Source organism: Nonomuraea sp. NPDC050790 (assembly GCF_044456745.1).
GTDB lineage: Bacteria > Actinomycetota > Actinomycetes > Streptosporangiales > Streptosporangiaceae > Nonomuraea.
Genome location: NZ_JBITGF010000006.1, coordinates 411,333 through 429,678, shown reverse-complemented (window position 1 = coordinate 429,678; position 18,346 = coordinate 411,333). Strand labels below are relative to the sequence as shown.

At 71.4% G+C, this 18,346-nt stretch carries 21 protein-coding genes; 15 read left to right on the top strand and 6 right to left on the bottom strand.

The genetic code is table 11. The features are described 5' to 3' along the window. Window positions 1–34: 34 nt before the first annotated feature. From ACIBEJ_RS31340 to ACIBEJ_RS31305, 8 genes are all read left to right on the top strand, one after another. Complete coding sequence (locus ACIBEJ_RS31340; RefSeq protein WP_397186465.1) at window positions 35–919, top strand: hypothetical protein; 885 nt, start codon at window positions 35–37, stop codon at window positions 917–919. Window positions 920–982: 63 nt separating this feature from the next. Further along, the gene (locus ACIBEJ_RS31335) at window positions 983–1,297 is read left to right on the top strand and encodes a PadR family transcriptional regulator (RefSeq protein ID WP_397186464.1); all 315 of its coding nucleotides are present in this window, start codon (window positions 983–985) and stop codon (window positions 1,295–1,297) included. After that, entirely contained in the window at window positions 1,294–2,190 is an 897-nt protein-coding gene (locus ACIBEJ_RS31330) for a hypothetical protein (RefSeq protein WP_397186463.1), read from the top strand. Before ACIBEJ_RS31335 ends, ACIBEJ_RS31330 begins: the two co-directional genes overlap by 4 nt. A gap of 48 nt (window positions 2,191–2,238) precedes the next feature. Then, window positions 2,239–3,939: a peptidoglycan-binding protein gene (locus ACIBEJ_RS31325; protein WP_397186462.1), complete on the top strand. Its 1,701-nt coding sequence runs from the start codon at window positions 2,239–2,241 to the stop codon at window positions 3,937–3,939. Beyond that, a complete protein-coding gene (locus tag ACIBEJ_RS31320) occupies window positions 3,932–4,621 on the top strand; it encodes an ABC transporter ATP-binding protein (protein WP_397186461.1) in 690 nt (229 codons plus the stop codon). Before ACIBEJ_RS31325 ends, ACIBEJ_RS31320 begins: the two co-directional genes overlap by 8 nt. Further along, window positions 4,608–5,786 (top strand): ABC transporter permease, encoded by a 1,179-nt coding sequence (locus tag ACIBEJ_RS31315; protein WP_397186460.1) that lies wholly within the window; start codon window positions 4,608–4,610, stop codon window positions 5,784–5,786. The genes ACIBEJ_RS31320 and ACIBEJ_RS31315 overlap by 14 nt, the downstream gene beginning before the upstream one ends. 11 nt (window positions 5,787–5,797) lie before the next feature. Beyond that, on the top strand, window positions 5,798–6,640 hold the full coding sequence (locus tag ACIBEJ_RS31310; RefSeq protein ID WP_397186459.1) for a hypothetical protein: 843 nt from the start codon (window positions 5,798–5,800) through the stop codon (window positions 6,638–6,640). A 14-nt stretch (window positions 6,641–6,654) separates the two neighbouring features. Next, on the top strand, window positions 6,655–7,458 hold the full coding sequence (locus tag ACIBEJ_RS31305; protein ID WP_397186458.1) for a hypothetical protein: 804 nt from the start codon (window positions 6,655–6,657) through the stop codon (window positions 7,456–7,458). Here the strand turns inward: ACIBEJ_RS31305 and ACIBEJ_RS31300 are convergent. Continuing rightward, the gene (locus tag ACIBEJ_RS31300) at window positions 7,455–8,402 is read right to left on the bottom strand and encodes an ROK family protein (protein WP_397186457.1); all 948 of its coding nucleotides are present in this window, start codon (window positions 8,400–8,402) and stop codon (window positions 7,455–7,457) included. The two genes, ACIBEJ_RS31305 and ACIBEJ_RS31300, sit on opposite strands and share 4 nt — an antisense overlap. Further along, on the bottom strand, window positions 8,399–9,568 hold the full coding sequence (locus tag ACIBEJ_RS31295; protein ID WP_397186732.1) for an FIST N-terminal domain-containing protein: 1,170 nt from the start codon (window positions 9,566–9,568) through the stop codon (window positions 8,399–8,401). Before ACIBEJ_RS31295 ends, ACIBEJ_RS31300 begins: the two co-directional genes overlap by 4 nt. Before the next feature lie 121 nt (window positions 9,569–9,689). Between ACIBEJ_RS31295 and ACIBEJ_RS31290 the strand changes: the two genes are divergently transcribed. From ACIBEJ_RS31290 to ACIBEJ_RS31280, 3 genes are all read left to right on the top strand, one after another. Further along, complete coding sequence (locus tag ACIBEJ_RS31290) at window positions 9,690–11,117, top strand: sigma 54-interacting transcriptional regulator (protein ID WP_397186456.1); 1,428 nt, start codon at window positions 9,690–9,692, stop codon at window positions 11,115–11,117. A gap of 58 nt (window positions 11,118–11,175) precedes the next feature. Further along, window positions 11,176–11,880 (top strand): hypothetical protein, encoded by a 705-nt coding sequence (locus ACIBEJ_RS31285; protein ID WP_397186455.1) that lies wholly within the window; start codon window positions 11,176–11,178, stop codon window positions 11,878–11,880. Window positions 11,881–12,043: 163 nt separating this feature from the next. Further along, window positions 12,044–14,002 (top strand): VWA domain-containing protein, encoded by a 1,959-nt coding sequence (locus ACIBEJ_RS31280; RefSeq protein ID WP_397186731.1) that lies wholly within the window; start codon window positions 12,044–12,046, stop codon window positions 14,000–14,002. 60 nt (window positions 14,003–14,062) lie between these two features. Here ACIBEJ_RS31280 and ACIBEJ_RS31275 read toward each other — a convergent pair whose 3' ends face one another. Beyond that, window positions 14,063–14,464, bottom strand: a complete 402-nt coding sequence (locus ACIBEJ_RS31275) for a DUF6292 family protein (RefSeq protein WP_397186454.1) — start codon at window positions 14,462–14,464, stop codon at window positions 14,063–14,065. A gap of 107 nt (window positions 14,465–14,571) precedes the next feature. On the opposite strand from ACIBEJ_RS31275, the gene ACIBEJ_RS31270 reads away from it, so the two are divergent. Both ACIBEJ_RS31270 and ACIBEJ_RS31265 read left to right on the top strand, forming a co-directional pair. Beyond that, the gene (locus tag ACIBEJ_RS31270; protein ID WP_397186453.1) at window positions 14,572–15,336 is read left to right on the top strand and encodes a GntR family transcriptional regulator; all 765 of its coding nucleotides are present in this window, start codon (window positions 14,572–14,574) and stop codon (window positions 15,334–15,336) included. A gap of 113 nt (window positions 15,337–15,449) precedes the next feature. Then, complete coding sequence (locus ACIBEJ_RS31265) at window positions 15,450–15,662, top strand: hypothetical protein (RefSeq protein WP_397186452.1); 213 nt, start codon at window positions 15,450–15,452, stop codon at window positions 15,660–15,662. A 1-nt stretch (window position 15,663) separates the two neighbouring features. On the opposite strand, the gene ACIBEJ_RS31260 is transcribed toward ACIBEJ_RS31265, so the two are convergent. Then, the gene (locus ACIBEJ_RS31260) at window positions 15,664–16,086 is read right to left on the bottom strand and encodes a DUF6292 family protein (protein WP_397186451.1); all 423 of its coding nucleotides are present in this window, start codon (window positions 16,084–16,086) and stop codon (window positions 15,664–15,666) included. A 124-nt stretch (window positions 16,087–16,210) separates the two neighbouring features. Between ACIBEJ_RS31260 and ACIBEJ_RS31255 the strand changes: the two genes are divergently transcribed. Then, window positions 16,211–16,336 carry a hypothetical protein gene (locus tag ACIBEJ_RS31255; protein WP_397186450.1) on the top strand — a complete coding sequence of 42 codons (126 nt, stop codon included), beginning with the start codon at window positions 16,211–16,213 and terminating at the stop codon, window positions 16,334–16,336. Between the two features lie 10 nt (window positions 16,337–16,346). After that, complete coding sequence (locus ACIBEJ_RS31250) at window positions 16,347–16,775, top strand: hypothetical protein (RefSeq protein WP_397186449.1); 429 nt, start codon at window positions 16,347–16,349, stop codon at window positions 16,773–16,775. A 44-nt stretch (window positions 16,776–16,819) separates the two neighbouring features. Here ACIBEJ_RS31250 and ACIBEJ_RS31245 read toward each other — a convergent pair whose 3' ends face one another. Together ACIBEJ_RS31245 and ACIBEJ_RS31240 are read right to left on the bottom strand one after the other, a co-directional pair. After that, on the bottom strand, window positions 16,820–17,959 hold the full coding sequence (locus tag ACIBEJ_RS31245; RefSeq protein WP_397186448.1) for a cystathionine gamma-synthase: 1,140 nt from the start codon (window positions 17,957–17,959) through the stop codon (window positions 16,820–16,822). A 109-nt stretch (window positions 17,960–18,068) separates the two neighbouring features. Beyond that, the gene (locus ACIBEJ_RS31240; protein WP_397186447.1) at window positions 18,069–18,281 is read right to left on the bottom strand and encodes a hypothetical protein; all 213 of its coding nucleotides are present in this window, start codon (window positions 18,279–18,281) and stop codon (window positions 18,069–18,071) included. Window positions 18,282–18,346: the final 65 nt, after the last annotated feature.

The window sequence follows — 18,346 nt, the reverse complement described above, 5'->3', positions numbered from 1 at the left end:
GCACCCGACCGGTCAGTGACGGGAGGCGCCGGTCATGATCAAGCAGATGAGCCTGACCGTGGCGGCGCTGGCCGTGCTGGCCGGTTGCGGGGGCGCCGAGGCGGGGAGTGAGCCGAAAGCGGGGGCTTCGGCTGCGTCCACCACGGCGAGCGCGGACAAGAAGCTCCGCATGGAGTCGGTCCAGGCGGACTGCATGAAGCAGAAGGGCTTCAAGTACGTCGCCTACGTCAAGCCAGAGGAGAAGAAGACCGCCGCCGAGGTCAACCGCGACAACGGCGACTACCAAGAAATGCGGAAACATCGCGAAAAATACGGCTTCGAGGTGTTCGCCGAGTTCGTCTACCCGGGCGAGGTCGGCATCAGCAAGGCGATCGACGAGCGGAAAAACGACCCGAACGCGAAGATCACCGAGGACCTCTCCACGGCCCAGCTCGATTCCTACAACAAGGCGTTCGACGCCTGCTTCTCCCGCGCGGCCAAGGAGGTCCTCGGCAAGACCATCTCGAAGCGGATGGACTACTACAACCAGTTCATGAAGGCCAAGAAGCTGATGGTCGCCAGAGAGGTGGACGGCGACCAGCGGATCGTCGCGCTCGCCTCGGCGATGGCCGACTGCCTGCGCGGCAAGGGCCACAAGGTCACCAAGACCACCCCGCGCGACATCTCCAGGAGCACCATGGACAGCATCGAGGCCATGGCGACCAAGATCGGCGCGGAACAGCAGGGCATCAAGATCGAGCCCGGCTCGAAGCAGATCGTCATGCCGGAGCTCACCGCCGGCCAGGCCAAGCCCTATCTCCAGAAGGAGATCAAGGCCGCCCTCGACGACCTGGAGTGCGGCAAGGACTTCTACGCCGCCTACAACCCCATGAACGAGAAGATCAACAACACTCTGTTCGCCGAGTTCCCGATGCGGTGAGGGGAACCTTGACCATGCTTCGCGCCTCGAAGTATCTTCTCTGGCATGTCTAGGGGATCGTCGGTGAGTGAGCAGACGTATTTCGTACTCGCCGCCCTCCTGGACGGTCCGCTCCACGGGCACGCGATACTCAAGCGCGTCGTCGAGCTCTCCCAGGACCGCGTCAAGCTCGCCGTCGGCACCCTGTACGGCGCGCTCGACCGCCTCACCGCCAACGGCGTGATCATGGTCGAGAAGGAAGAGATCGTCAACGGCCGCAAGCGCCGCTACTTCCGCATCACCGACGACGGACGCCGCCTGGTGGAGGAGGAGGCGCTGCGCATGCAGCAGGCCGCCGCGGTGGTCACCAGACGCACGCTCGGGACGACCTTCTCATGAGCCGCCTGGAGCGCCGCTACCGATTACTGCTGCGCGCCTACCCCGACGGCTACCGCGCCGACTACGGCGACGAACTGCTCGACGTCCTGCTGACCACGGCCGAGCCCGACCGCGCGCTGCCCCCGCTGCGCGAGGCCGCCGCGCTGGTCAGGGGCGGCATCAGGGCCCGCATCCTGCAGTCGGCGCACGGCCCCGCCTGGGCCGACGGGCTGCACCTCGCGGTGACGGCGCTGAGCCTGCTCAACCTGGCGGTGCTCATCCCGTACGCGGGCAGCCTCCCGCTGTGGACGGGCGTGGCCGCGGCGGCGTTCCTGGCCACCCTGCTCGGCCGGGTACGCCTGGCGATCCCCCTGACCGCCCTGCTCGCCGTCAAGACGCTGGCGATCACGCTGGCCAAGCCGTGGCTCGACCACACGCTGCTGCCGGTCTTCCCCGACCAGCCGTGGCAGCCGATGCCCGCGCTCTACGCCAGCGGCGGCCCGATCGCCCCCGCCGTCGCCAACGGCCTCCTGATCCTCGGCCTCGTGGCATTGGCCATTCGCGGCGAAACCCTCCACCGCCGTTCGTGGTGGTGGCTGGCCGCGGTGCCCGTGGTCGCGGGCGCTGATCCAGCCTGGCGCGACATCGTCGAAGCGACCCCTTCCGCGATGCTCCGCGTCGGGCTGGAGACCGCGCTCCTGCTGGCGGCGTGCTACGCCGGCCACGTGACGGCCGACCACCGCTGGTCGGTCGCCGCGGCGGTCTACGCCCTGCACAGCTCGGTGGTGCTCGCCGAGAGTCTCACGCTCGTCGCCGTCGCCAGGCAGGAGAGCGCGCACTGGGCGCTGGTCCTCCTGCTCACCCTGCTCGCGGCGCTGCTGCCGGTCCGCGCCAGGCGCAACGCCCTGCTCTGACCTCGCCGGCGCCACCGGCTCTCTTCAGCATGCCCTTTTGGAGTTCCCATGAAGTCGCCGCGGAAGCTTCTCGCCGCCGTCCTGGCGGGCGTCCTGGCCGTCGCGGGCGCCGGCTGGTTCCTGAGCACCCGCCTGCGCTCGCCGGCCGACGAGGCGGCCCGCCGTACGCCGCCCAAGGCCAGTCTCGTCACGGCGGCGGTCGAGCGCCGCACGCTCGTCAGCACCGTCGCCGTCAGCGGCACCCTCATGTACGGCTCGCCGTTCCCGATCACCCTCGCCGGGGTGGTCGGCGGCGCGGCGGAGCTGCAGCGGGCCACGCGCGCCCCGCGCCAGGGCAGGCTGCGCGAGGGCGGCGTGCTGATGGAGGTCAACGGGCGGCCGGTGTTCGCGCTGCGCGGCAAGGTGCCGATGCATCGCACGATCGCGCCCGGCACCAAGGGCGAGGACGTCGAGCAGGTGCAGCGGGCGTTGCGCAGGCTGGGGTTCGGGGCGCCGGTGACGGGCGTGTTCGACCGGGCCACGGTCGCGGCGGTCACCCGGTTCTACGCGAAGCGCGGCTACGAGGCCCAGCGGCCCGCGTTGGCCGACCGGCAGGCGCATGACACGTTGCGCAGGGCCGTACAGACGGCGAAGGAGACGCTCGCGCTCGAACAACGCGCGCTCGACCAGGGACGCGACGTGCTCCCGTTGAAGATCAAGCTCGGCAACGCCGAGGAGGAGCTGCGCGCGGCCGAGAGCGCGCTGGAGGAGGCGGAGGACGGGCGGCTGACGCCCGAGGAGCAGACCAGGGCGGACGCGGCCGACTCGGCCGTGCGCGCGGCCGGGGAGAAGCTGCTCGAAGCCGAGCAGGCGCTGGCCGAGGCGAGCCGGCCCGCGCCCACGCCGTCGCCCTCTCCCGGCGCCGACACCCGGCTGCTGGAGCTCAGGGTCGCCAACGCCAGGGCGGAGCTGGACGCGGCCAGGCGGGCCCGCGAGCGGCTCACCGACGAGGGCGCGCAGGCCCGCGTGAAGCGCCTGCGGGAGCTGCGCGCGGCCGTGCGCACCGCGCAGGAGGGTCTGGTCACCGCCGAGCAGGCCCTGCGCCACGCGCGGCAGGTCTCCCCCGCCAAGCTCAAGGTCGCCAACGCGAAGAAGGACGTGGCCGCGGCGGCGTCGCTGCTGGCCGAGTTTCTGCGCACCTACGGAACGTCGATCCCGCCCGGGGAGCTGGTGTTCCTGCCCGCGCTGCCCGCGCGGGTGCACAAGACGGAGGTGAAGGCGGGCCAGATGGTGGAGGACGAGGTGGCCACCGTGACCAGCTCGTCGTTCACGGTGTCGGGCTCGGTGGAGCCGGCCGAGGCCGACCTGCTGCGCGAGGGGCTCAAGGCCGGCATCGAGCTCGACTCCGGCCGGACCTATCCGGCCACGCTGACCGCGGTCGGCGAGAAGGCCAAGCTCCCCGGCCAGGAGGACCCGCCGCCCGGCACCCTGCCGGTGCTGATCACCCCCGGCTCGATGAAGGGGCTCAAGGGCCTGTCGGGCACCGTCGTCTCCGCCAAGGTGACCGTGGGCGCGACCGACGAGCCGGTGCTGGTGGTGCCGGTCGCCGCGGTCGTCACCGCCGCCGACGGCAGGGCGCGGGTGCGGGTCGAGACCGCGCCCGACCGGACCGAAGAGGTCGAGGTACGCACGGGGCTGACCGCCGACGGCCAGGTCGAGGTCACCGGCGACCTCAAGGAGGGCGACCGGGTGGTGATCGGCGGTGCCTGAGCCGGTGATCGAGCCGGTGATCGAGCTGGCGGCGGTGTCCAGGCGGTTCCGCGCCGACCCGCCGGTCCGCGCCCTCGACGAGGTCAGCCTCCGGGTGGCGCGGGGCGACTACGTGGCCGTCGCCGGCCCGTCGGGCTCCGGCAAGTCGACCCTCCTCAACGTGCTCGGCCTGCTGGACCGTCCGACCTCGGGAAGCTACCGCCTGGACGGCACGGAGACCACCGCCCTGCGCGACGGCGCGCGGACGAGGCTGCGCGGCGAGCGCATCGGCTTCGTCTTCCAGTCCTTCCACCTGCTCGCGCACCGCAGCGTGGTGGAGAACGTGATGCTCGCCGAGGTCTACGGCGCGCACCCGCGCAAGGGCCGACGGGAACGCGCGCTCGAAGCCCTGGACCGCGTCGGACTGTCCCACAGGACCGGCTTCCCGCCCGGACGGCTGTCCGGCGGCGAACGCCAGCGCGCCGCCATCGCCAGGGCGCTCATGGGCGGCCCGTCGCTGCTGCTGTGCGACGAGCCGACCGGCAACCTCGACAGCCGGAACACCGGCTCGGTGCTCGCCCTGTTCGACGAGCTGCGGGCGCAGGGTCTGACGATCGTCGTCATCACCCACGAGGACGAGGTCAGCCGGCGCGCGGGGCGCCGGGTCAGGATCACCGACGGGGTGCTCAGTGAAGACGCGTGACCTGTGGACGGAGTCGCTCGCCGGCCTGCTGGCCAGGCCGGTCCGCGCCGCGCTGACCACGCTGGGCACCGTGCTCGGCATCACCACGCTCGTCGTCACGCTGGGCGTGGCGGCCACGGCGGGCAACCAGATCGTCGGCCGCTTCGACGAACTGGTCGCCACCGCCGTCACGGTCGAGGTGCCCGAGCGGAAGCAGGCGCCGCTGGTGAGCTGGGACGCCGTCGCCCGGGTGACCAGGCTGCGCGGCGTCACCTCGGCCGCCGCCGTGTCCGAGAGCAAGGACGGCGCCAACGTGCCCGTCCGCTCCAACGACCTGGTGGACCCCACCCGGGTGACCTCGCAGTCGCTGAGCGTCCTGGCCGCGACCACCGGCCTGCCGGAGGCCGCGCGGGGCCGCATGGTGTCGGGCCGGTTCTTCGACGCCGGGCACGTGCGGCGCGAGGACCGGGTGGCGGTGATCGGCGACCAGGCCGCCGAACTGCTGGGCATCGGCAGCCTGGAACGCGCGCCGGCCGTCTTCATCGGCGGGCACGCGTACACGGTCATCGGGGTGCTCGGCGAGCTGCGCCGCGAGCGGAGCCTGTCGATGGCGGTGATCGTCCCGCCGACCGTGGGCCGCCGGTTCGGGCTGCGCGACGTGACCCGGGTCCTGGTCAACACCAGCCTCGGGGCCGCCGACCTCATCGCCCGCCAGGCCCCGACGGCGCTCAGCCCGGGGAACGGCGACCTGCTCCAGGTCATGGCCCCGCCCAGCCCGACCAGGGCCCGCGACAAGGCGCAGGACGACGTCAACGCCCTGTTCCTCATCCTCGGCCTGGTCTCGCTCGTGGTCGGCGCGGTCGGCATCGCCAACGTGACGCTGGTGACGGTGATGGAACGGGTCGCCGAGATCGGCCTGCGCCGCTCGCTCGGCGCCGCCCGCCGGCACATCGCCGCGCAGTTCCTGCTGGAGTCCACGCTGACCGGCCTGACCGGAGGGGTGATCGGCGCCTCGCTCGGGGTGGTGACGATCGTCGCCGTCTCCGCGGCCAAGCAGTGGACACCCCTCCTGGACGTACGGCTGGCGCTGGCCGCCCCTCTGGCGGGCGCCGTGGTCGGCCTGCTGGCCGGGCTCTACCCGGCGCTGCGGGCGGCCAGGATGGAACCTGTGGACGCGCTGAGATAGTGTCCGCCGAGATGGGATTCCAGCGACTGGCCACCGTGCTGACCATCCTGCTGGTCGGCGGCTCAGGCACGCTCCCCGTCGCGCCACCGGCCGCCTCCGCCCCGCCGTCCTCGCCCAAGCAGCTCATCGAGAGCCTGATGGCCACCTGCATGGAGCGGCACGGCTTCCGCTACGTCCAGGGCCGCGAACCGGTGCCGCCCACGGAGGCGGAGCGGGCGCTGGCCGACGGCGAGTACGCGCCGCTGCTGGCCGAACGGTCGAAGAACGGCTTCCGGCTGTTCGCCCGTTTCGTGTTCCCGGCCGAGACCGGCCCGGGAGGCGTCGCCGCCTACAGCGAGCATCCCAACAACGCGACCATCAGGGCCCTGTCCCGAACCCAGGCGCAGGCGTACTTCGAGGCTCAGGCGTCCTGCCACGCCTGGTCCGCGCAGACGGCGCTCGGCAAAAAGGTGACCGGCCTGGAGGATCTGGACCGGCAGCGGGAGGCCGCCGTGCGCGCGGCCCAGGAGCACACGTTCGACGACGACCCCTGGCTGGTCGCGAAGGCGCGGGACTACGCCGCCTGTCTGAGGGCAAAGGGCCGCCCCGTCACCGACCAGCGCCCCAGCCAGATCACCGGACAGGCGCGCAAGCCCTTCTCCGAGCAACTCTGGGAGCTGGGCCGCCGCCAGTGGCCCCGGATAGTGGGCAACGTGATGCCCGACCTGACGCGCGCCGAGGCGGCGCCGTACTTCGCGGAGGAGCGGCGGGCGGCGCTCGACGACCTGGAGTGCGGCAAGGACTTCAACCCCGTCTACCTGCCGCGGGCCAACGCCGTCGAGGCCCGTGTCAACCGCGAGTGGGGGTACGAGTAGTGCGTGGGTCGCTCGTGTTCGCCCTGGCAACGGTGATGGTCGCGGGCCCGGCCGCCCCCGTGCCCGCACCCAGGACGACGCCCGCGGCCAAGAGCCGCGAGACCCTCATGGCCGCCTGCATGAAGGACCAGGGGTTCAGGTACATCCCGTTCCGGCGCCCCGATCGGCAGGACCGGCCACAGAGCCCCCAGCAGGAGCGGGAGAGCCGGGCCAGGTACGGCTTCAAGGTCTTCTCCATGTACGTCCACCCCTACGACCCGGCGGCGGACGGGCTCGCGGTGCCCACCGGCGACCCCAACGACCGGCTGACCGCGGCGCTGTCCCTCACCCAGTGGCGCGCCTACAGCCGCGCCTACGACCTCTGCCTCTCGGCGGCGGTGCGGCGGCTCACCGGCAGGGTGGTCACCGGGCGCTTCGACCTCGACCGCCAGCGGGACAAGGCGCTGCGCGACGCCCTGGTGCGGGAGTTCGACGGCCATCCGCCGGCCCGGATGTCGGCCCGCAAGTACGCCGCCTGCCTGGAGGACCACGGCATCACGGTCCGCTCGGCGCTGCCCAGCCGGATCACCGGGCAGGTCAGGGAGGCGTTCGTCGCCGAACGCACCCGGCTGGCCAGGGCGGAGTACCTGGACACCGACATGGAGGAGGGCGTGGAGTACCTGCCGACGCTCTCCGCCGCGCAGGCCGGGCCGTACCTGGAGAGGGAGACCGAGGCGGCGCTGGCCGACCTGACGTGCGCGGTCCGCACCTTCAGGAAGACCCGCCAGCTGCAGGAGGAGGTGCGCCGGCGCGTCGCCGCGGAGTGGGCCCTGGACTAGGCCGTCCAGTACCTGTCGCCGCCCAGGAGCAGCGCCGCCGCGCCGACCAGGCCGGCCTCCTGGCCGAGCAGCGCGGGCACGACGGACAGGCGCCGGGAGAAGTCCATGCGCGCGTGCTCGCGCAGCGTCCGCTCCAGCGGCCCGAACAGCGTCTCGCCCGACTGCGAGATCCCGCCGCCGATCGTCACGACGTCCAGGTCGCACAGGTGCGTGGCGGAGGCGATCGCCAGGCCCAGCGCATGCCCGGCCCTGGCGAGGGCGGCACGGGCGATCGGGTCGCCGTGGCGGGCGTCGGCCGCCAGCATCTGTCCCGTCGCCTCCCGATCCTCCCGGTACGGCCCAGCCGCGCCCTCGGCCCCGGAAGGCGTCCAGCCCTTCTCCTGAGCCCATCGCACGAGCGCGGGCCCCCGCGCCACGGCCTCCAGGCAGCCGTGGCCGCCGCAGCCGCAGGGCGGCCCGCCGGGTTCGACGATGACGTGGCCGACGTGCCCGGCGTTGCCGGTGCCGCCGTTGACCAGCCGGTCGCCCAGGATGAGCCCGCCGCCGACGCCGGTGGAGACGACCATGCCCAGCATGTTGGCCCTGCCCCGGCCGTGGCCCTTCCAGTGTTCGGCGACGGCCAGGCAGATCGCGTCGTTGTGGACGCGCACGGGCTTGCCGGGGAAGCGGGCGGCGAGCCGTTCGCCGAGGGGGAAGCCGCGCCAGCCGGGGATGTTGAGCGGCGAGACCTCGCCGGAGGGCCAGGCCATGGGACCGCCGCAGCCCACGCCGACGCCGCCGAAGCCGTCGTCGTAGGGCTCGATCAGGGTGAGCAGGGTCGTCCACAGCGTCTCGGCGTCGGCTTCCTGCGGGGTGGCGAGGTGGCGGGCGCGCCGTACGGCGCCGTCGGGGGCGACCAGGGCGGCGGCCATCTTGGTGCCGCCGACGTCGATCGCGAGGATCACCGGCCGGCCGAGGAGAAGACGAGGACCGAGGCGGTGAAGCCGTGGACGTGGTTGTGCCCGGCGACCGGGCCCACCTCGCCGGCGGCGAAGAAGCCGGCCATCCCGATGTGGCCGAGGGTGTCGCGCAGGGCGACGGCGTCGTGGTCGGCGGTGCCGAACATGGCCGAGCCGCGGCCGTTGCAGGCGAACAGCAGCGCGCCGTCCACCTTGCCCAGTTCCTCGCGGTGGGCGTCGAGCAGGTCGTAGAGGTCCTCGTCGGCGGTGGCGGCGTCGCGTACCTGGAAGCGGACGGTCCTGCCGACCTCGACCACATCGCCGATGGCGACCGCCTCCCTGTCGGGGTCGATGCCGAGCACGCCCCTGATGAGGAAGTCGCCGCGCTCGTGGCGCTCGGCGTACTCGTCCATGGCCAGGCCGATCTGCAGGCCGGAGGCGACCAGGTCGCGGTCGTCCTCGTCGAGGTCGCTGACGATGTCCTCCAGGCGGGCGAGTGCGGGCTGGCCGGCCAGCTCCAGCAGCAGGTTCTCCTCGGCGCGGGTGACGACCATGGTCGGGCCGATCGGGCGGCAGCCCTGGCTGACCACGGTGCTGACGTTGACCTGGCCGCTGATCAGCACGCCGATGGCGCCCTCGGTGTAGACCTGGCCGTCGGCGAACAGGCGTACCGATCCCCTGCCGCTCATCCCGTTGGCGAGGCCGCCGATGATCGGCAGGTCGCCGAGCACGTCCACGGAGCGCTCGACGAAGGCGTCGGTCGGGAAGGTGTACGGGTCGGCCATCAGGACGGCCACGTGGTCGTCGGCGCCGCGTTCCGGCAGGCCGACGACGACGAATCGGTCCTCGGCGGTCAGCGTCTCCAGGGCGAAGGTGGTGAGCCTGGCGCCGTCGAGCGTGGCGGCCCAGGCACTGACGGACGGCGCGAGCTCGACCCCCTGTCCGTCGCCGATCACGCCGGTGGCGCTGCAGCCGATCACGTGCGCGTCCGGCGCGAGCGCCATGGCCCGGCGGCCGGCCTCCGCCACGTCGTCGGGGTCATCGCCGCAGATGAAGAAACAGACCAGGTCGGCCTTGCCGGCAAGCCTCGACAGGGCCTGCCCCACGGCGCGTTCGGCGGTCGCGCCCAGGTCGGATCCCACGGCGAGGCCATCAGCGAAGCGGCTCGTCATCAGGGCCACGCGTCTCGCCTCCCTTGCTGTCGCTCGTTCCCTAGGCCCGATTCTCCCCACTGGAACAACAAGCACTCGTACGAACCGTCACGCAATAGTCAAGATCCGAAATCTCACCACGATGCGAACGGCTCTCCGGCGACGTAGTCTCGTTCCCGTGCATCAGCCTCGAATTCTCCGCGAGCTGCGAGCGAGCGATCACGTTCATCGCAGTGTCAAAGCAGAGGTCCGCCATAATCTGCTGACCAAGCTGCGGGCAGGCGAGCCCCGTTTTCCCGGCATCGTGGGCTTCGACGACTCGGTCCTGCCCCACCTCGAACGCGCTCTGCTGGCCGGGCACGACCTGGTCCTGCTGGGCGAGCGCGGCCAGGGAAAGACCCGGCTCATCCGCACCGTCACCGGCCTGCTCGACGAGTGGACCCCGGTCGTGGAGGGCTGCGAGATCAACGACCACCCCTTCGCGCCGGTGTGCACCACCTGCCTGCGCAAGGCGCGGGAGATGGGCGACGAACTGCCCGTCGCCTGGAAGCACCGCGACGAGCGCTACGGCGAGAAGCTGGCCACCCCCGACACCTCGGTCGGCGACCTGATCGGCGACGTCGACCCGATCAAGATCGCCGAAGGCCGCACGCTGGGCGACCCCGAGACCGTCCACTACGGCCTGGTCCCGCGCACCAACCGCGGCGTCTTCTCGGTCAACGAGCTGCCCGACCTGGCCGAGCGCATCCAGGTGTCGCTGCTGAACGTCCTGGAGGAACGCGACATCCAGGTTCGCGGCTACAACCTGCGCCTGCCGCTGGACATCCTGCTCATCGCCAGCGCCAACCCCGAGGACTACACCAACCGCGGCCGGATCATCACGCCGCTGAAGGACCGCTTCGGCGCCGAGATCCGCACCCACTACCCGCAGACGGTCGAGGACGAGCTCACGCTCATCCGCCAGGAGTCGATGCCGGACATCGGCGCCGACATCCCCGAGCACCTGATCGAGGTGATCGCCCGCTTCACCCGTCTCGTGCGCGAGTCGACCGCGGTGGACGCCCGCTCGGGCGTCTCGGCCCGCTTCTCCATCGCCGCCGCCGAGACCGCCGCCGCCTCCGCGGTGCGCAGGGCCGCCATCACCGGCGAGGAGCACGCGGTGGCCCGCGTCTGCGACCTGCCGAGCATGGTGCCGACGCTGCGCGGCAAGGTCGAGTTCGAGGTCAGCGAGGAGGGCAGGGAGACCGAGATCCTGGCCCACCTGCTGCGCCGGGCGACGGCCGAGACGTTCAGAAACCGCCTGGGCGGCGCCGACCTCGCCCCGCTGACCGACAAGTTCGCCGAGGGCAGCCAGGTCGAGTCGGGCGAGATGGTGCCCGCCGCCGAGCTGCTGCGCAGGATCGGCCCGGTCAACGGCCTGGCGAAGATCATGGCGAAGCTGGGCATGGGCGCCGGCGACGAGTCGCCCGGCCACGCCGCGGCGGCCCTGGAGTTCGCGCTGGAGGGCCTCTACCTCATGCGCCGGCTGTCGAAGGACGACCTCGACGGGGTCAACGTCTACCGCACGTGAACATCGGGGCGGTCCCGCGCGTCCAACGAGGTAGTTCACGACACCGGGGGACCGCCCAATGCACTCTCTTCTCGTCGCCGCGCTCGTCGCCGCGGCTCCGCTGACTCCGTCCGCCACCTTCACCGCCACGTCCACCGTGTACGGCTACGCCTGGGCCGACGGAGCCGGCACCCTGCGCGTCACGCCGATCACCGCCACCCGTGACGGCAACAAGTACCGGCTGGCCGCCAAGAAGGGCGCCAAGCAGCTCAGGCTGAGCTACGGCGCCGCCGACTTCCGCCGCCTGACCGTCGCCTGCGGCCTGAAGGAGACCGAGGGCCGCCTGGCCCAGGACGCCCACGGCCTCGGCAGGACCCGCTGCACGCCCAAGCACCTCGCCTTCACCCTCCAGCTCGGCCCGAACCCCGTGAAGATCGTCTACTCGGGGTCGAAGGCGATCAGGGTCAGCGAGTTCCAGCCCGCCAAGTGGTACACCAAGACCGCCAAGGGCGTCATCAAGCGCGTGGACGCCGACACCGTCGCCTACGGCGGCCGCCACCTCACCTACACCTGGCGCCTGACCTTCAACCGGGTCACCGCCAAGTGCGGCGACGCCTGGCTGAGCGGCAGGCCCGTCAACGCCGACGACGACGGCCTGGGCACCAAGGGCTGCGCGAACAAGGACTTCTCCAAGGTCTTCAAGGGCGGCAACCTCGCCGTGGTCCACTACAACCCGTTCAGCGACGAGCTGCTCAGCGTCTGGGAGGTCTTCGGCGACGCCTGACCGGTGCCGCCTGACCGTGGTGCCTGACCGTGACGCCTGACCGTGACGGTGGGCGCCACGTCCGACGTGAGAAGCGACCCCCACGATCGGCGGGAACCAGCGTCGGCGGGTGGCGTGGGGGCGGCTTGCCGTAACAGAAGCTCAAAAGACGAGTTAGCGTGAGATCGTGGCATATCGCTATGGCGAGTATCAGGACGGCCCGGATCCGCTGGCTCCGCCGTATGACGTGCGCGCGGCTCTGGACGAGATGGGCGATGCGATCCTGTCCGGTTCCACGCCCGTGCACGCCCTGCGCGACCTGCTGAAGAAGGGCCTGCCCGGGGCGGGCGACCGCCGCGGCCTCGACGAGATGCTCAGAGAGGTACGGCGCCGCCGCCGCGAGCTGCGCGAGAGCGGCAGGCTCGACGGCACCCTGGAGCGGGCCCGCGCGCTGCTCGACAAGGCCATCGGCCAGGAGCGCGCGGAGCTGTTCCCCGACCCGTCCGACGCGGCCAGGATGCGCGAGGCCGAGCTCGACGGCCTGCCCGAGGACACCGCCAGCGCCATCCAGCAGCTCAGCTCCTACGAGTGGCGCTCCGAGGCGGCCAGGCGCACCTTCGAGGAGCTGCGCGACCTGCTGCGCAGGGAGGTGCTGGACACCCAGTTCCGCGGCCTGCGCGACGCGCTGGCCAACCCCGACCCCGCGGCCATGGAGCGTGTGCGCGAGATGGTCGCCGCGCTCAACGAGATGCTGGAGCGCGACTCGCGGGGCGAGCACACCCAGGCCGACTTCGACGCCTTCATGGCCGCCTATGGGGACATGTTCCCCGAGAAGCCGCGCGACCTCGACGAACTCGTCGACATCCTCGCCCGCCGTGCCGCCGCCACCCAGCGCATGCTGGCCTCGATGACCCCGCGCCAGCGCGAGGAGCTCGCCGGCCTCATCAACCAGACCCTCGACCAGGCCGGGATCGGCGACCAGATGCGCCGCCTCGGCGACGCCCTCACCGCCCGCCGCCCCGACCTGGCCTGGAACACCCCGGAACGCCTCACCGGCGACGAGCCGCTCGGCATGGGCGACGCCGTCACCGCCCTGGAGGAATTGGCCGACCTCACCCAGTTGGAGGCCGCGCTGCGCCAGGACTACCCCGGCGCCCGGCTCGACGACATCGACGAGGCCGCCGTGCGCCGCGCCCTCGGCCGCTCGGCCGTCGACGACCTGGAGGCGCTGCGGCGCATCGAACGCGAACTGGAGGAGCAGGGCTACCTCCTGCGCAGGCGCGGCAAGCTGGAGCTGACGCCTAAGGCGGTGCGCAGGCTCGGCGAGACCGCGCTGCGCCGCGTGTTCGCCTCACTGGACGCCGGGCGGCGCGGGGACCACGAGCAGCACGACGCGGGCTCGGCCGGCGAGCTGACCGGATCCTCGCGGCCGTGGCACTTCGGCGACGAGCAGCCCATCGACGTGGTGCGCACGCTGGTCAACGGGATACGCCACCGCAGCGGGCGTACCCCCTCGGGGGGGTTGCGGCTGTCGGTGGACGACTTCGAGGTGGCCGAGACCGAGCGCAGGACCGCGGCGGCCGTCTGCCTGCTGGTGGACCTGTCGTACTCGATGGCGCTGCGCGGCACGTGGGCGGCGGCCAAGCAGACCGCGCTGGCCCTCCAGGCGCTGGTGGCCTCGAAGTTCCCGCAGGACGCCGTACAGATCATCGGCTTCTCCAACTACGCCCGGGTGCTGCAGCCGGACGAGCTGGCCGGGCTCGACTGGGACATGGTCCAGGGCACCAACCTGCACCACGCGCTGCTGATCGCCGGTCGCCACCTGGACCGCCACCCCGACTTCGAGCCGGTCGTGCTCGTGGTCACCGACGGCGAGCCCACCGCGCACCTCATGCGCAACGGCCGCTCGGCCTTCGAGTGGCCGCCCTCGCACGAGACGCTGGAGCTGACGCTGGCCGAGGTCGACAAGATGACCAGGCGGCGGGCCACGATCAACGTGTTCATGCTGGCCGCCGACGACCGGCTGCGCGAGTTCGTCGACGAGGTGGCCCGCCGCAACGGCGGCCGGGTGTTCTCGCCCAGCGCGGAACGGCTGGGCGAGTACGTGGTCAGCGACTTCCTGCGCCTGCGCAGGGCCCGCTGACCCGATCGCCCGTTGGCCCGATCGCCCGCTAGCCCGTTGGCCCGCTAGCTCGATCGCCCGCTAGCTCGATGGCCCGCTGGCTCGCTGGACGAGCGCGTGGCGGGCCAGGCGCGCGTCGAAGCCGTCGTGCAGGTCGCGGAAGGAGCGGTAGACGACCTTGGTACGGCTGCCGCCCCGCGCCATCAGCGCGAGCACCTCGGCGGGCTCGGGCAGCACCCCGCCTCCGAGGTAGCGCACCTCGGCCAGGACCGTGCGCACCCCCTGCTCACCCGAGACGAACCGGCCGCGGCGCCACCCGCCCTCCTCGTCCCACACCAGGGCGTCGCCTCCGGCCAGCAGGATCGTGGCGTCCCGCGGGTCGAAGGGGTCGTCCCACCACATCACATGCTCCACCGCGGCCGCTACCGACGACACGTAACCCAGGGGCAACCTCAGCCATTCCTGGCTATAGGGAACCGGCATCCGTTCCTGCCTTTCGAAAATGGGGCGGAAGGAAATAGTCTCCCCGGCGGAGGGCGCTGTAAAGCCGGGACCTAGACCGCTCATACCAATAAGCGGACAATGAGAGCATGTCCGAGCCGCTCTACCGCAAGGTGGCCGACGACCTGCGGAAAAAGATAACCGCCGGGTCCCTTCAGCCAGGTCAGCGCCTGCCGTCCCAATCCGAGCTCGAACAGCTCTTCGGCGTCTCCACCAACACCGTCCGCCTGGCCATCGCTGTCCTGGCCAACGAGGGCCTGGTGGAGTCGCGGCAGGGGCTGGGCACGTACGTGAACACGCGGCTGACCTTCACCATGGTCATGTCCAACAGGGAGGGCCTGCGCACGGCGAGCGGCAAGGACGCCTTCACCTCCGTGGTGGAGGAGCAGGGCCGCCAGCCGGGCCAGGAGGGCTTCACCATGGAGTTCCGGGAAGCCAGCCCGAAAGTCGCCTCCTACCTGCAGATCCCCGAGGGCTCCGTGGTCGTCGTACGGCTGTCGCGGCGCCTGGTCGACGGCGAGAGCTGGTCGCTGCAGGACTCCTTCTACCCCCTCGACGTGGCCGAGGGAACCGGCCTGATGCTGCCCGTGGACCTGGAGCGCGGCACGATCAGGGAACTGGCCGACCACGGCCACGTGCAGGTGCGCCACCGCGACGTGGTGCTGACCAGGATGCCGACGCCGCAGGAGGTGCCGTTCTTCGGCCGCAGGGCCGGGGTGCCGGTGATCGAGGTGATCAGGACGGCGTACTCCACCGAGCGGCCGATCCGGCTCACGGTGGCGATCTACGCCGGCGATATGACCCACCTGGCCTACGAAATCAATTATGCAGGCTCGGCCCACTTATCCCAATAAGTGTAGTCAATTGTATTCCGCCAACCCAGATCACCAGGTGGTTTCTCTTCTGTGTCCATCTATTGATGGCGGGCCGGGCGGCACTGCCATAATTACTCATGGATTTGTATCTGATGATCCCGATCTTATTGATCGGGGGAGCCACCGGCACGTTCGTCATGATCGTGCTCAACGTCCTCAGGGAGGACTGGCGCGGATCACCGAAGCACCGCGCCCCCGGGCCCTTCTCCCGCTGCACCCGCGGGATCCTCGGCCTCCACGTGAACCACACCGACTGCACGGAGTGCGCCGCCCAGCAAGAACGCCACACCGTCACACCCGCCTGAGCTAGGCACGCACCAGCCCGGACCAGAAGTCCAGCGCGACATCGAACCCGTCCCGGCAGTTGCGGTGCGAGCGGTAGCAGGGCCGCCAGGCACTGCTCGCACCGACCCCGAGCCGCGCGTCCGACAGGGCCGCGGGAACCCGCTCGGGCCGGGGCAGCAGCCCGCCACCCAGATAGCGCACATCGGCCAGCTCGGTGTGCTCACCACGGGCCCCGGAGAGGAAGCGGCCAAGCCGCCAGCCGCTCTCTTCGTCCCACACCAGCGCCGAGCCGCCGGACAGCAGCACCGTCGCCGCACGCGGCTCGCCGGGCCCCTCCCACCACTCGGCCACTTCGGCGTCGAGCACTTCGACCACCTGTTTCACGTAGCAGCGCGGATGATGCTGCCACTCATCGGTGTACGGCTCGACGTGCCTGACGGCCACGACGGCACCCCCTCGTGCCTGATCGGTAAGAAAACGGCGGTACGCAACGATACCCGGGCTGAACTTATTCCGTTGCCAGGGCGTCTAGTCATTACGGAGGATATTCGGGGAAGGAGGGAGTGCTATGTTCGCGATGATCCTGCTGATCTTGACGATGGTCGTCACCGTGGCGGCCTTCGAGCTGTGCATGCGGTGCTCCCGTAAGAGCGAAGAGAGTGTCGAGCCACAGGCCGAGATCGCCGGGGACTAGTCTCTCCGGCATGTCCCTGCTTATCTGGCTGCACATCGCCTTCGCGATCTTCGCGGTCGGGCCGCTCACCGCGCTGACGCACGCCGCCCCCCGCGCAATCCGTAACAAGAACGCCTCACTGGTCAAGTTCATCCACGGCTCGACCCGGCTCTACGCGCTGCTCTCGCTCGGCGTGCTGATCTTCGGCATCGGGGCGGGGGTCATGGCCGGCAACGGCACCCTCGGCAAGTGGAACATGACCGCGTCCATGACGCTGTTCATCGTGGCCGCGGTGCTGATCGTGCTCGTCGAACGTGACCTGCGCACCGCCGTCCGGGTGCTCTCCAGCGAGACCCCGGACGACGACGCGAAGGTGCAGACAGGACGGATCGCCGCCATCGCCGGCGTGGTCACGCTGATCTGGCTGGCGATCCTGTTCCTGATGGTCGTCCCGTCCTAGCCGGGCATGGTCATGCCGTCCCAGCCGGGCATGGTCGGGGCGTCCTAGCCGAGCGCCTTGGTGAGGTCGGCGAGCAGGTCGTCGACCGTCTCGATGCCCACCGACAGCCGCACCAGGTCGGCCGGGACCTCCAGCGGCGAGCCCGCCGCCGACGCGTGGGTCATCCTGCCCGGGTGCTCGATCAGCGACTCGACCCCGCCGAGCGACTCCCCCAGCGTGAACAGCTCGGCGCGGTTGCACACCTCCACCGCCGCCTCCTCGCCCCCGGCCACGCGGAACGAGACCATGCCGCCGAAGCGCTTCATCTGCTTGGCCGCGACCTCGTGCCCGGGGTGCTCGCTCAGGCCCGGGTAGAGCACCTGGGTCACCTTCGGGTGCGCCAGCAGCAGGTCGACCACGCGCTCGGCGTTGTCGCAGTGGCGGTCCATGCGCACGCCCAGCGTCTTGAGCCCGCGCAGCGTCAGCCACGCGTCGAACGGCCCCGCCACCGCGCCCATCGCGTTCTGGTGGTAGGCCAGCTCGTCGGCCAGCTCCTTAGAGCGCGCGATCAGCGCGCCGCCGACCACGTCGGAGTGCCCGCCCACGTACTTGGTCGTCGAGTGGACGACGATGTCGGCCCCCAGCTCAAGCGGCCTCTGCAGGTACGGCGAGGCGAACGTGTTGTCCACGACCAGCAGCGCGCCGTTGTCGTGGGCCAGCTCGGCCAGCGCCGCGATGTCGGCGATGCCGAGCAGCGGGTTCGTCGGCGTCTCCACCCAGACGATCTTCGTCTTCTGCGTCATGGCCCCGGCCACGGCGTTCAGGTTGCCCAGCGGCACCGGGTCGTAGCGCAGCCCCCAGCGCTCGTTGACCTTCGCGAACAGGCGGTAGGTGCCGCCGTAGGCGTCGTTCGGGATGATGACGTGGTCGTTCGGCTTGCACACGGTGCGCAGCACGGTGTCCTCGGCGGCCAGGCCGGAGGCGAACGCCAGTCCCCGCACGCCGCCCTCGACCGCGGCCAGCGCCTCTTCCAGCGCGGTCCTGGTCGGGTTGGCCGAGCGGCTGTACTCATAACCCGAGCGCAGCCCGCCCACGCCGTCCTGCTTGTAGGTGGACGTGGCGTAGATCGGCGGGACGACCGCGCCGGTCTGCGGGTCGGGCTCCTGACCTGCGTGGATCGCCAGCGTTTCGAATCCGTTGCTCATACCCGCCACGGTAACGGAACCGGCCCGCGATTCCGTCCCCCAACGGTCTCGCGGGCCGATCCCTCCCCCAAGGCTCGCAGGCGCCATGCCCGCCGCCGCGAGCCCCGTCTCAGGCCGCCTTGGGGCGGCGCAGGTCGCCGGTGCGCTCCGGCAGCCGGACCACCTCGCCCTCGCGAGCCAGCGGCGGCGCCTGAATGTGGCGGCCGCTGCCGCCCTCTGCGGGCTCCCCGTTGATCCGGGAGAGCATCACGGGGTCGGCCAGCGCGAGCAGCACACCCACGACCAGTCCCACTCCCAGCAACACGAATCCGATGACGACCATTTCCCCGTCTCCCTTCCGACATGTTCAGCATCGGCGACAGACCCCCCATTCCGCCTCCGCTGAAG